The organism is Streptomyces sp. NPDC004111 (assembly GCF_042874215.1).
GTDB lineage: Bacteria > Actinomycetota > Actinomycetes > Streptomycetales > Streptomycetaceae > Streptomyces.
Map to the genome: position 1 here is coordinate 90,242 of NZ_JBIAMU010000022.1, position 13,213 is coordinate 103,454.

A 13,213-nucleotide genomic window follows, 5' to 3' on the forward strand; every position below is an offset into this window, starting at 1 on the left:
CTCCTTCTGCAAGATGTGGATACTCCGGCTCCCTGCAACCCCACCCGTACGGCACACCCGGTCAAGGACGGCCGGACGGGTGAGGGAGGCAACAGGCCCCGTACTTCGCTAGCGCGCCGTTGCCACGGCGGGCCGGACCCGAGACGGGGAGATCGGTGCGTCATCGTCACTGCTCTGACGCCAGCAGGGCGGCGTGCACCAGGTGGCAGACCAGCGGGTTCGCCCCCGTGACGGCGGGGAGCCCAACGGCTGTTCTCCAGAGCTGGCACACATCAAAGGGGCCGCCAACACGGTCATCACCCGGACCGTTACGGGGCAGGGGTTCGAGCCCTGCTCTTCAGCTCACTGTTCAGTTCTCAAGCAACCCCCAGCGCGGGGCCCCTAGTTAAGGCAGGCCATCCCGAACCAGAACCGCTTCGCCGTGAGGCGGTGCAGCGTTGCCTCTACAGACTGGACCGGTGGACCGGTCCAGTCAAGCGTTGAAAATGAAGTTGGTGAGCGAGGAGAATCATTTGCCCAGTTCAGCGGCCCTAACGAAGCATCAAAAAAGCTGGACCGGCGGACCGGTCCAGCTTGTCGATGCGGTCTTGCCTACATGGCGTAGGTGTCCACTTGCTCGAAAAGTGCGGCCGGCGTGACGCCCTCTTCGCAGACCAGTGGGTGCCCCTCCTGATCGTGTGCCGTGTGCAGCAGGACCGCGACCGCGCTACCTTGCTCGATCCCCAGTCGCTCGGCCTCAACTTCGTTGGCCAGACGGACGGTTGTAACGTCCACGCCTTCCACGGGGAAGCGCCCGGTCTGTCGACGGACGTAGCGGGTTGTTCCCTCTGCGATGGGTGCCGTGTCGGAAAGGCGAGGTGCAGCCTCTCCGACCTCCGGGGGGAACCACGCTTCCACGCAGCTATTGGCGCTCCCATCGGGAAGTTGGAGAACTCGCACACGGCGCAGAGCCATGGCGCCGGGCGCGAGGCCCAGGGCGGTGGCGACGCGCGTGGGCGGTTCGGCCCAGTCGGGCGTTCCGATCCTCAGGAACGGCATCCCGCCCAAGATGCGTGCCGATCCGGCCCGCCGGGCGCCAGCGGGCCGCGCCACGGGCGTTTCCGTGACCACGAAGCCGGTCCCCTGCTTGGCCACGACGACACCATCGCCGCGGAGCACATCCACGGCTTTGATCGCGGTGGCCCGTGACACACCCCACTGCTCGGCCAGGTCTCGACCGGACGGGATTACCTCGCCAGGGGCGTACTCACCTGCGGCGATGCGGGTCCGAAGTGACTCGGCGATCTCCTCGTACTTCAGAACAGCCATTGGCTTCCCCTACCTTGCACGCTGGACTGGTCCACCGGTACACACGATACTGCGGGCATGTCGAATCTCGAATTGGCTCCCTCCGTGATGCGGTTCTATGGCGAGACAGTGAACGAGGACAGCCGTCTGCGCAGCTCGGCAGACGGGCGGATGGAGCTGGTCAGGACTCAAGAGCTTCTCCGACGATTTTTGCCCCCCGCTCCGGCCCGTGTGCTCGACGTTGGCGGAGGGACTGGGATTCATGCCGAGTGGCTGGTGAAGGATGGCTACGAAGTAACAGTCGTGGACCCGGTGCCCCGCCACGTCGATCACGCTTCAGCCGTGTGCCATGCGGTCGTAGGCGATGCCCGTGACCTGAGCGAGCCGGACGACAGTTACGACGTAGTGCAGCTCCTTGGACCGCTCTACCACCTGCCGGACCCAGACGATCGGCGTACTGCGCTGGCAGAGGCGAGCCGCGTGGTGAAGCCGGGCGGACTTATCGCAGCGGCAGCCATCAACCGGTACGCCTCGCTGTTCGAGCACGTGACGTACGCCCACCTGCACACGGAGCGGATCCGGGACTCTGTCTCAAAGATCCTTGAGACATCCGTCTATGACGGCGTCCGAGGGTTCACCCTGTCTTACTTCCACAGGGCTGAGGAACTGGTCTCAGAGCTGGTTGCCTCTGGGCTCACCGAAGTGCAGGTTTACGGGATCGAGGGCCCGGCCTGGTCCCTCGTCAAAGCAGCCGAGCAGCAGCCCGGCGACGGGCCCACAGATGAGCTGATCGCATCGGCCATGGAGGCGGCTCGTATGGCTGAGCCGTACCCGGAATTGCTGGCTGCCAGCTCGCATCTCTTGGCCGTTGGACGGGCCCCGGTTGACATCAACGGTGGCGCACGCTAGCGGACAGTCACGGCCAATCCACCTCGGGCGCGGGCCACTTTAGCTGGGGGCAGCAGGGGGCGTCCGGCGCGCGCACGCGCCGAGGGCACACCTGCGGCTCAGTTTGGGGAGCCGCGCATAACCGACGTTGCCGATGTTGCCGGAGCAGGAATCGAACCGCCACTACTCTGATCGGCTTCAACTCCCAGTAGTACAGCGAACACTGCCGCTACTGCCGCTCCCGCCATTACCGCTGTACCAAGGTCACCCCGGGTTGCCGTTCCGTCGTGCCCACGTGCGGAGTTTCGAAAGACGAGGATTCCGGCAACACTGCCGATGATCAGAACCATGGCAACGCTTTGAGTGATGTGTACGGTCATTCCTGGGCCTTCTGGCTCGGGGGGTCTGCTCGTCGTGACCGCCAGATCCAGCGGGCAGGCCCCTACTCGCATCTCACCCCAGGTCAGGGCGAGATCTCCTTAAGGAGAAGAAGGCTCGGAACTACAAACGGGCCCAACTCTCCCTTAAAGGAGTTGGACCCGACGACGACCAACAGATCGTCTGTCACCGCACCGACAAACCCGTGACTAACCGCCCTCGTTCCGTCAGGTGCGGAAACTACGTGCAGTTCAAGGGCCCTGCGACCTCGTGACTGCTCTGGTTTCCAGGAGCGCCGCGAAGTCGTCAGCCACCTTCTCGACCACACGGACCTCTTCATCGCTCATGACGGCTCCGTGCTCAACAAGCGCTTGGAGAAACCGCGCTGCCTCTCCGGCACGCCGAATCGTGTGTAGCAATTCCTTCGCGCGCTTACGGCCTTCCGCGTACGACTTCTTGCGGCAAGCATCGGAACAATATTCTCGGAGTCTGCCAGTGGGAGCTTCCTTGACCCGGAGGCCACAGAGCGAACACAGGAAGAAGCCTCGCCCCCCACCACGGTAAGTACTGCGCCGACACTTTTCGGAGCAGTACTGTCGGGGCCTTCCGATGCGATTACGTGGGTACTGCTCTCCGCAAACGGCGCAGTGCAACGGCCAGTGATGAGCGAGCGGACTCTTCGAGGCATCCACACGCCCAAACTACCCTCATGTCAGACGAGTTGCCGCCCCAAGCACCAAGCACTTCTGACGCCCGGCAGTCTGATGCGCGGCCGGGATGACCTTGGAGATTCACAGTCTCATCTGCAGTCTCGTCCGTACCCGTTCAGGGCCGTCCGGAGGGAAGCCTCAGCTACCGTCATGCCCAAACGGGACGGCCTTGAACGGGTACGAACAACCTCGCGCAGAGTTGGAAAGCGTGTTGGGGGCAACCCCTCACGAGTTCGAATCTCGTATCCTCCGCAGGCAGAAGGCCCGGACCGTGCAAACGGTCCGGGCCTTCGTCTTTCCCCGGCTCAGTTTCCGTCGGGGACCCCGAACAGAAGCAGGACCGCCGCAGCCGTGTGCAGAATCTTGGTCACCGGGTCGGGCGGGTCCGACCGCTCGGCGGTCGGGCCCTGCGTCGTCGTACGGACCGCGGGCACAGGGGGGCTAGCCCCCCTGGGGATCGGCCGGGTCGCACCATCGTGGTGTGCGGGCGTTTCCGGGATCGTCTTTCTCGTCAGACGGAACGTTGCGAGACGTCCCCACCGCGATGATTCGAGGCCCGCCATGACCACCGCCACCGTTCGCTCCGCCGCTTCCCACTCCCCCTCGTACGAGGACTCGGGCCGGGCGCCCGTCGTCGGGTTCCTGCGGGGGCCCTTCGACCCGGCGACGTACCGGGAGATCGGGTACGCCCTCACCTCGCTGCCGGTGGCGATCGCCGGGTTCGTGTTCGCGGTGACGATGTTCTCGCTGGGGACCGGGCTCGCGGTGACCGTGCTCGGGCTGCCGGTGCTGGCCGCGATGCTGGTGGCGGCCCGGGGGCTCGGGGCCGTCGAGCGGGGGCGGGCCCGGTACGGGCTCGGGCTGTACGTGGAGGGCCCCGGGGCGCTGCCCGAGGACGGCCGGAGCGGGTTCTGGGCGGCGATGACTCGCCGGCTGAAGGACGTGGCCGGGTGGAAGGCGCTGCTGTTCCACGTGCTGATGTTCCCGTGGCGGGTGCTGAGCTTCGTGCTCTCGCTGACGTTCCTGACCGTGGGCTGGACCGTCGCGCTGCTGCCCGCCTACAACTGGGTCTTCGCCCGGTACGTGGACGGCTGGGCCGGCTACCGGGTGTACGACTACACCTCGGGCGGCATCCGCCACGTCTACGAGATCACCACTCCCGCCCAGCTCGCCGCGGTGTCGCTGGTCGGCCTGGTGATCGTCTTCCTCACCCCGAAGCTGGTCCGCGCCCTGACCAACGTGGACCGTGCCGCAGTGCGCGGGCTGCTGGGGCGGTGAGGGACGTACGGGAGACGTAGAAGAGGACGAGACGCGCGCAGGGCCCGCGGCGGAACGTATCCGCCGCGGGCCCTGCCGTGTCACCGCTTCCGCGGCGTCAGCCCTGCTGGTCCGCCCTGCGGCGGCGGACGACGAGGACCGCGCCAGCGCCGAGGACGACCGCCGCGCCCGCCGCGAGGGCGAGCTGCGGGGTGCCGGAGGAGCCGGTCGCGGCGAGGTTGCCGGAGGCGTCCGTGGTGACCGGGGTGGTGCCCGCGCCGCCCTGCGGGACCGGCACCTGGGTGGCGTCCTTCACCTTGGAGGGCTTGGAGTCCTCGACCTTGCCGGGCTTGCTGCCCGCGGCGAGGATCTCGAAGCCGTACTCCTTGAGGTCGTTGCCGCCGCAGGAGCCGTTGTCGTTCCAGTAGTCACCGGCGACGAAGGCGATGCCCTCGGCGGCCGGGGCCTTCGCGTCGACGGTCAGCCGCATCTTCAGGTCGGCGGAGGCGCCGGCCTTCAGGTGGGTGATGGTGCCCGCGTACTCGGCCTCCTTGACGTCCTTGAAGGCGTTGGAGCCGGCCGGGGCGGACTGGAGGCGGAGCAGCTTGCCGATGTCCTTGAAGTCGGCGTTGGCGTTGGCGTAGACGGCGGCGAACGGCTTGACCTCGTCTATCTCCTTGCCGGTGCCGTTGGTCACCCGGATCGTGAAGTTGACCGTGGTGCCCGCGACGACCTTGGACGGCAGGCCGTTCAGGGTGGTCGAGAGGGCTTCGTCGAGCTTGCAGTCCTCGTCGACCGGCGGCTCGGTCGGGTCGACGGGCGGCTTGGTCGGGTCGACCGGGGGCTTCGTCGGGTCGACCGGCGGCTTGGTGGGATCGGGCTTGTTGGCCTCGTCCTGCGCGGTCTTCAGCGCCTTGTCCGCGGCGTCCTTGGTCGCCTTGGCGTTGGCGGTGGCGGCCTTCGCGGAACCGTAGACGCGGGCCGCGTCGACGCGGGCGTCGTCGTTCGCGGTGACGGCGGCCTTGTGGGCCTCCGCCGCCTCGGTCCGGGTGGTGGCCGCGGCGTCGGCGGCCTTCTTCGCGTCCTCGACGGCCTTCTCGGCGGCGGCCTTGTCCGCCTCGGGCGCGTCCTTGGGCAGCGCGGCGAGCGCGGCCTCGGCGTCGGCGAGCTTCGTGTCCGCGGCCTTCTTCGCGGCGTCGGCCGCCTCGAACGCCTTCTTCGCCTCGGCGGACTTCAGCGCGAGCGGGGAGTCGTCCGCGAGCGCGGCCTCAAGGGCGGCGTACGCGGTCTTCTCGGCGGCGACGGCGTCGTCGTACGCCTTCTTCGCGTCGGCGGCGGCCTTCTCGAGTGCCTTCAGCTCGTCCGGGGTCGGCTTGGCCTTCTGGTCCTGCGACTGCGTGGCGGACGGCGCCGGGTCGGCGGCGAACGCCGTACCGGCCGAAAGGAAAACGACGGGCGTGGTGACGGCGGCGGCAACGGCCGTCGCGAGCATGCGGCGAATTTTCACGCGAGCCCTTATCTGGGAGGAACGAGAAAACGAACGAAAGAAAAGGCAGAAGGGGAGCCGCCGCGGAGCCCTGCCTCACGCGGGCGACTGCCACGTGATCGTATGACCGGAGCACGCCAGGGAAAAGGAAGAATGGGCGGCCTGGGCAGCACCGTCCTGACCGCCGAGTAATTAAATGCGGTCATTTCAGGACAGTTGCCCACGGGTCCGGTGTTTTCTCTGTGATCTAATTCATATACCGGGCGTGGGATACGCACATCGCTTTCACACGGTGACGGGCTCGGCGACCGCCTTCACCGGCTGTTGACGCCACCCCCGCGCGACCTCCGCCGCCGTCCGCGCGAAGACCCGCAGCGCCTGCGTCTCGTCGCCCGCCCGCCACACCAGACCGTGCCCGACCGGCGCCGCGTCCACGAGCGGTACGCAGACGACGCCCGGCCGCCGGTAGTAGAACTCCGCGTGCGCGGGCGCCAGCAGCGCGCCCTTTCCGGCCGCCACCATCACCAGCGCCTCCTGCATGTTGGTCACCGCGGGCCCGCGCGGGATCTCCCGGCCACCGGGGGTGCGCGTCGGCGCCAGGTATTCCTGCCAGTACTCCGGAAGCACGCCGAGCGCGGGCATCAGCGGAACTCCCGCCAGGTCCTCCAGGGAAAGGGCGGAACGGGCGGCCAGGGGATGTCCGGCGGCGACGGTGAGGACACGCCCCTCGGTCAGGAGCGGTGCCTCGCTCGTCCTCAGGTCCGTCTCACGGGCCGGGAATTCGGTCAATTGCAGGTCGAATTGCCCGTCGCGCAGCAAGCCGTACGGGTCGGAAAGCGGAACTTCGCAGATCTCCACGGCCATTTCCGGATGCTTTTCCCGCAGCACATCCGCCGCTTTCAGGACGATCTCCGCACCGAGCGGGCTGGAGAAGCCGACGAAAAGGGTCGATTCGATGCCGCGCGCGGTCTCCACCGCCCTGGCGAGCGCCGCGTCGATGGCCCGGTGGTGCGGCTCCAGTTCCGCGCGCAGCTGCCTGCCGAGCGCGGTGAGGGCGACCCGGCGGCTGGTCCGGACGAACAGCGGGGCCCCGACCCGGCGCTCCAGGCGCTGGATCAGCTGGCTGACCCGGGCGCGGGAGAGCCGCATGCGGTCGGCGGTGCGGCCGAAGTGGAGTTCCTCGGCGAGCAGCAGGAAACTTTCGAGTTCGTCGCGTTCCATCGTGCGTGCACCTCGGAGGGGTCGGGGATCTGGCGGGTGGCGGGGGGCGCCGAGCGGTTCGAAGCAGGTGGGCGGTGGGCGGTCTGTGGCAGTTGAGCGGTGGTTCGCGGGGGTGCGGGCGGATCGGTAAGCCTGGTTGAACGAACGTTGCGTTCTTCGCCGTTGTTCCGCCCCGGGGCCCGGCCGGAGGGTTGCCGCATGACCACCGAACCCTCCGCACCGGCCCTGTCCGGCATGTCCGCCCGCCAGTGGGGCGTCCTCCTCGTGCTCTGCGGCGCGATCTTCCTCGAAGGCATCGACATCGGCATGCTCAATGTCGCGCTGCCGTCCATCCGCACCGATCTCGGCCTGGAGACGGGCGAGTTGCAGTGGGTGGTGAGTGCGTACGTGCTCGGCTACGGCGGCTTCATGCTGCTGGGCGGACGGGCCGCCGACCTGCTCGGCCGGCGCCGGATGTTCGTGCTCGCGCTCGTCGTCTTCCTCGGCTTCTCCGGGCTCGGCGGGTTCGCCACCGAGAGCTGGATGCTGCTCCTCTCGCGCTTCGTGACGGGTGTCGCCGCCGCGTTCATGACCCCGGCGGGCCTGTCGATCATCACCACCGGTTTCGCCGAAGGGCCGCAGCGCACCAAGGCGTTGCTCGTCTATTCGGGCACCGGGGCGGCCGGGTTCACGGTCGGTCTGGTGGCGGGCGGGCTGCTCACCTCGTTCGGCTGGCGCTGGGTGTTCTTCGCGCCGGTCGTGCTGGCGGCGGTGATCCTGCTCGCGGCGCTGACCGTCGTACCGAAGGGCCCGCGGCCCGAGCGGGACGGGCAGCGGATGGACCTCGCGGGCAGCGCGCTGCTCACCACCGCGATCGTGCTGCTGGTGCTCGGCGTCGAGCGGGCACCGCACGCGGGCACGGCCGTGACCGCGGCCACGATCGTCGGGGCGCTCTCGCTGCTGGCGCTCTTCACGGTGGTCGAGCGGCGCATCGAACGGCGCGGCGGAACTCCGCTCATCCGGCTCGGCATCCTCCGCTCGGCGACGCTGATCAGGGCGAACGTGGCGACGATGCTCTTCATCGGCGCCTTCTTCTCCTTCCAGTTCCTGGTGGTGCTCTACCTCCAGGAACTGCGCGGCTGGTCCACCCTCACCACCAGCCTCGTCATGCTCGTCACCGGCCTCGACGTCCTGCTGGCGCCGACACTGACCCCGGTGCTGGTGGCCCGGTTCGGCAACGCCCGGGTGATCTTCGGCGGGCTGCTCTCGGCGGTCCTGGCGTACGCGCTGTTCCTGCCGGTCGGCGCGGAGTGGGGGTATCTGGCGATGCTGCCGAGCCTGCTGCTGGTCGGGTTCGCCTTCGCGCTGGCGTACGGGCCGCTGACGATCTCCGCGACGGAGAACATCGCGGAACAGGAGCAGGGGCTGGCCGGCGGGCTGCTCTACACCAGCTCGCAGTTCGGTGCCGCCCTCGGGCTGTCCACGGCGAGCGCGGTCAACACGGCCGCCACGCACGGCACTTCACCGGCCGCCCTGCTGGAGGGCTACCGGACGGCGCTGTGGGTCCCGCTGACGGCGGTTGTGCTGGCCGCGGTGGTGGGGGCCTTCGGCCTCCGGCGCCGGGGTGCCAAGGCCGCGGCCGGGGAATCGGCGGTACGGGAGTCCGGGCACCCCGGCGCACCTGTCCCGCGGGAGGCCGCCGTCGCGCCGGCCGCCCTCGTCCCGCAGTCCGTACCCAACTCCGCCCACACGCCCACCGGGTGACACAAGGGCGCCATTCGGCCTCCCTCCGCGCGCCGGGACGCACACGCATCCGCACACTCGGTCACACGATTTGTGGCACAAGCATTCCCAGAAGCTCCGCGACTCGCTAGCTTCCCCTCACATTTGTTCGCACCGAGAGGATCCCTGTGAACGCTTCATCCCGCAGTCGCAGAGCCGTGGCCGCCCTCGCGTCCCTGGCCATCGCCACCCCGCTCCTGCTCGCCGCCGCCTCTCCGGCCACCGCGCAGCGCGCCGGGTCCGACCCCGCCAAGGACGCGGCCAAGCTGGCGAAGAAGCTGGTGCAGGACTCGTCCGGGCAGGGCGCGTACCAGCACCTGAAGCAGTTCCAGGCGATAGCGGACTCGGCCGGCGGCAACCGCGCGGCCGGGTCGCTGGGCCACGACGCCTCCGGGGCGTACGTCTTCGGCCTGCTGAAGAAGGCGGGCTACGACGTCCACTACGAGACGTTCGACTTCACCTACATCGAGACCCAGGCCGAGAAGCTCTCGGTCGTCACGCCCGCCCCGCGCGATGTGAACATCATCGCGATGTCCTACACGAAGTCGACGCCCGTCGGTGGCCTGAAGGCGCCCCTCGCGGCCGTCCCGGTCGACGCGACGACCGGCTGCGAGGCCACCGACTACGCGGCCGGGTTCACCGGCAAGGTCGCCCTGATCCAGCGCGGCGGCTGCTCCTTCGCGCAGAAGCAGGCGACCGCCGCCGCGGCGGGCGCGGTCGGCGCGGTGATCTACAACAACACGGCGGGTGACCTGAACGGCACCCTCGGCTCCCCCGAGGACGGCAAGATCCCCACCGGCGGCATCACCCAGGCCGACGGCGTGGCCCTGACCGCCGACCTCGCCAAGGGCCCGGTCACCATCAACCTGGACATCCGCCAGCTCCAGCAGAAGAAGACCACCCGCAACGTCATCGCCGAGACCAGGGGCGGCAACGCCGACAACACGGTGATGCTCGGCGCCCACCTGGACTCGGTCGCCGACGGTCCGGGCATCAACGACAACGCCTCGGGCTCGGCCGGTCTCATCGAGGTCGCCCTCAAGCTCGCGAAGGCGACCAAGAACGGCAAGCAGCCCGCCAACAAGGTGCGGTTCGCCTGGTGGTCGGCGGAGGAGCTGGGTCTGCTCGGCGCCGAGGACTACGTGGCCAAGCTCTCCCCCGAGCAGCTGAAGAAGATCAAGCTCTATCTGAACTTCGACATGATCGCCTCGCCGAACTTCGGCCAGTTCGTGTACGACGGCGACAACTCGGACGGCGTCGGCGAGGGGGCGGGCCCGGAGGGCTCCGCGCAGCTGGAGAAGGGGATCAACGACTTCCTCGACAGCCGGAACTTCCCGCACGAGGGCACGGACTTCGACGGCCGCTCGGACTACGGTCCGTTCATCGCCGTGGGCGTTCCCTCCGGCGGTACGTTCACCGGCGCCGAGGGCATCAAGACCGCCGCCCAGGCCGCCAAGTTCGGCGGCACGGCGGGCGTCGCGTACGACAAGTGCTACCACGCGAAGTGCGACGACCTCTCCAACGTGAACATGAAGGCGCTCGACGTCAACGTCGACGTCATCGCGAACGCGGTCGGCACCTACGCGCACGACATCAGCGCGCTGAGCAGGCCGGTCGTCTCGAAGCCGACCACCGGCGGCGACGCCGGCACGGGTGGCATGCACGGCCACGACGACGCGCTCACGTCGTAACGGTCCGGCGGAGCGGCGCGGCTCGCCGCAGCCGCTCCGCCCGGTGCGCGCCAGCGCGGCCCCGCGTCCCCGGGGCCGCGCTGTCGTCCTGGCGCGCTGTCGCCCTGTCGCGCCGTCGTCCTGTCGCGCCGTCGTCCTGTCGCGCCGTCGCGCTTCGCGGTACGGACCCACCGGACTCCGCCGAGCACGCGCGGCCTCTCGTGCGGCCGTCGCCCCGCCCCGCTCAGGCCACCGCCGACGACCGGGCCGGGCACAGGTCGAAGTGGCTGATCCGGCAGGTGTCGGCCGGTATCGACGAGCCCAGGTTGACGGCCGTGCCGTCGCCCGCGATCCGCCACCGCTTCCCGGCGGGAACGGACCCGACGGCCCGCTCCCCCGGCTCGATCAGGATCCACTTGCCGCGCACCGTCCGGTGCCACTCGGCGCGGGCACCGCACCGCTTGCAGGCCGTGCCCGCCGGACCGCGCGGGTCCGGCACCGCCCGCAACCGACGTGCCGCGGAGCCCAGTTCGATCGCCGTGCCGGCCAGCACCTCGGCGAGCAGCACCGGCTCCCGCTCGCCGCCGCCCCGCTCGCACGACGTACACACCGACCGGCCCAGGGCCGGGCGCCACCTGCCGTGCGGACCGCCGCACGCGTCACATCCGTACGAAATCATGACCCCCACCCGCAAACCACTTCGTTCACAGCTGACGTGAAGAATGCTTCCACAGGGGTCTGACAATCAGTCCTGCCGACGGTGTCCCCGCAGGTCGGGCGCAGTTCAGCCGTTGTTCGCCAACGCCCCGACCGGCGCCCGGCGCAGCACGTCCACCAGCGACCGGTCGGTGATCTTCAGGCTCGGCGACACGGCCAGGGTCAGCGTCGAGACGCTCATGAAGGGGTTCAGGTGGTCCCAGCCCCAGCCCACCAGCGCCCGGCGGACCTCGCCCGAGCGTGCCGCGATCTCCCGCGCCGACGCCGGTGACATCACCCCGCCCACCGGCAGCGGCAGCCGTGCGGCGACCTGTTCGCCGCGTACCACCGCCACCCCTCCGCCGTCCGCCACGACCGCGTCGGCCGCCGCCGCCATCGCGGCGCGCGAGGTGCCGACCGTCACCAGGTTGTGGCTGTCGTGGGCGTACGTCGTGGCGATGGCGCCCGCCGACAGGTCGCGGCCCAGGAGCGGGGCGAAGACGGTGCCGGGGCGGCCGTAGCGGTTGCGCACCCGGACGAGCACGACGCGCCCCTCCCAGTCCACTTCGCCGTTCACCACCGGGAGTTCGACCTCGGCCGCCTCCGTGTAGGTGTCGCGCGGGTTGACCCGCATGGCGCGGAAGGTGTGCGTGCCGTCGGGCAGCCCGGGTTCGCGCCAGCAAAAGCCGTCGGCGGTCTGCGGCTCGACGTCCACCGTCCCGGCCAGGCCGCCCCCGTCCGGCTCCCCGCTCGCGTACACGGCCGCCCCGTCGCGGGCGACGAGCCGGCCGCCCGCGAAGACCCGGCCGACCCGGAAGTCGGCGAGTTCGCCGCGCAGCAGCACCAGGTCGGCCCGCTTGCCCGGGGCCACCACGCCGCGGTCGTACAGCCGCATCCGCTGCGCCGGGTTCCAGGTCAGCGCGCGCAGGACGTCGACGGCGGGCAGTCCGGCGGCCACCGCCACACGGGCGATGTGGTCGAGGTGGCCGGTGGTGAGGATGTGGTCGGCGGCGAGGTCGTCGGTGACCAGGCACAGCGGCGGCAGCTGCGGCAGGGCACGCAGCGCCTCGACGACCTCGGGGAGCAGGCACTTCTCCTGGAGCATCATCAGCATGCCCATCCGGGCCTTCTCCAGGACGACCTCGGTGCGGTTCTTGGTGTGGTCGGAGTCCACCCCGGTCGCCATGTAGGCGCTGAGTTCGGCGCCGCTGAGGTTCGGGCAGTGCCCGTCGAGGACGACGCCCCGCTCCCTGGCCGCCCCGACGATCCCGCGCATCCGGGCGTCGTCGGCGACCACGGCCCGGTAGTCCATGACCTCGCCCAGCGCGATCACGCCCGGCCAGCCGAGCATCTCGTCGATGTCCTCGGCGGACAGGCTCGCGCCCGCGTGCTCCAGCCCCTCCAGCGCGGGGACGCAGGAGGGCACGCCCCAGAGCTGGGTCTGCGGGGTGTCCCGGCCGGCCTCGATCATCCAGCGCATGGCGTCCGCACCGGCGACGTTGACGATCTCGTGCGGGTCGGCGAGCACGGTCGTCGTACCGCGCGCGAGGGTCAGCGCGGCGAAGGTCCGCGGGGTGAGGAAGGAGCTCTCGATGTGCATGTGCGCGTCCACGAAGCCCGGCACGACCAGCATCCCGGCCGCGTCCACCTCCTCGTGCGCCTCGGCCGGGGTGCCGGGCGGGACGACTCCGCTGATGGTGTCGCCGCGCAGCAGCACGTCGGCGGCGAACTCCTCGCCGGTGAAGGTGGAGACGACCCGACCGCCGGTGATGCGGACGTCGTGAACGGTGCTGGCCATGCGGTCAGTGCTCCTCATGGGGCTTGGGGTGTACGGGGGATGGAAGGGGCGAGGGGCCGGG

At 69.8% G+C, this 13,213-nt stretch carries 9 protein-coding genes; 4 read left to right on the forward strand and 5 right to left on the reverse strand.

Annotated features, from left to right (window positions below; translation table 11 throughout):
- Window positions 1-591: 591 nt before the first annotated feature.
- The gene (locus tag ACFYVL_RS35260; protein WP_389252310.1) at window positions 592-1,308 is read right to left on the reverse strand and encodes a GntR family transcriptional regulator; all 717 of its coding nucleotides are present in this window, start codon (window positions 1,306-1,308) and stop codon (window positions 592-594) included.
- 57 nt (window positions 1,309-1,365) lie between these two features.
- Between ACFYVL_RS35260 and ACFYVL_RS35265 the strand changes: the two genes are divergently transcribed.
- Entirely contained in the window at window positions 1,366-2,196 is an 831-nt protein-coding gene (locus ACFYVL_RS35265; RefSeq protein ID WP_389252312.1) for a class I SAM-dependent methyltransferase, read from the forward strand.
- 1,628 nt (window positions 2,197-3,824) lie between these two features.
- Window positions 3,825-4,541, forward strand: a complete 717-nt coding sequence (locus tag ACFYVL_RS35270; protein WP_389252314.1) for a sensor domain-containing protein — start codon at window positions 3,825-3,827, stop codon at window positions 4,539-4,541.
- Window positions 4,542-4,638: 97 nt separating this feature from the next.
- Here the strand turns inward: ACFYVL_RS35270 and ACFYVL_RS35275 are convergent, their stop codons facing one another.
- Both ACFYVL_RS35275 and ACFYVL_RS35280 read right to left on the reverse strand, forming a co-directional pair.
- Window positions 4,639-6,012 (reverse strand): LPXTG cell wall anchor domain-containing protein, encoded by a 1,374-nt coding sequence (locus ACFYVL_RS35275; RefSeq protein WP_389252316.1) that lies wholly within the window; start codon window positions 6,010-6,012, stop codon window positions 4,639-4,641.
- Window positions 6,013-6,291: 279 nt separating this feature from the next.
- Entirely contained in the window at window positions 6,292-7,227 is a 936-nt protein-coding gene (locus ACFYVL_RS35280) for a LysR family transcriptional regulator (protein WP_389252318.1), read from the reverse strand.
- A 198-nt stretch (window positions 7,228-7,425) separates the two neighbouring features.
- On the opposite strand from ACFYVL_RS35280, the gene ACFYVL_RS35285 reads away from it, so the two are divergent.
- Both ACFYVL_RS35285 and ACFYVL_RS35290 read left to right on the forward strand, forming a co-directional pair.
- Window positions 7,426-8,970 (forward strand): MFS transporter, encoded by a 1,545-nt coding sequence (locus tag ACFYVL_RS35285; RefSeq protein ID WP_389252320.1) that lies wholly within the window; start codon window positions 7,426-7,428, stop codon window positions 8,968-8,970.
- Between the two features lie 146 nt (window positions 8,971-9,116).
- The gene (locus ACFYVL_RS35290) at window positions 9,117-10,679 is read left to right on the forward strand and encodes a M28 family metallopeptidase (protein WP_389252322.1); all 1,563 of its coding nucleotides are present in this window, start codon (window positions 9,117-9,119) and stop codon (window positions 10,677-10,679) included.
- 223 nt (window positions 10,680-10,902) lie between these two features.
- Here the strand turns inward: ACFYVL_RS35290 and ACFYVL_RS35295 are convergent, their stop codons facing one another.
- Window positions 10,903-11,337 carry a DUF6083 domain-containing protein gene (locus ACFYVL_RS35295; protein ID WP_389252324.1) on the reverse strand — a complete coding sequence of 145 codons (435 nt, stop codon included), beginning with the start codon at window positions 11,335-11,337 and terminating at the stop codon, window positions 10,903-10,905.
- A gap of 105 nt (window positions 11,338-11,442) precedes the next feature.
- On the reverse strand, window positions 11,443-13,152 hold the full coding sequence (locus ACFYVL_RS35300; protein ID WP_389252326.1) for an adenine deaminase C-terminal domain-containing protein: 1,710 nt from the start codon (window positions 13,150-13,152) through the stop codon (window positions 11,443-11,445).
- Between the last annotated feature and the right edge of the window lie 61 nt (window positions 13,153-13,213).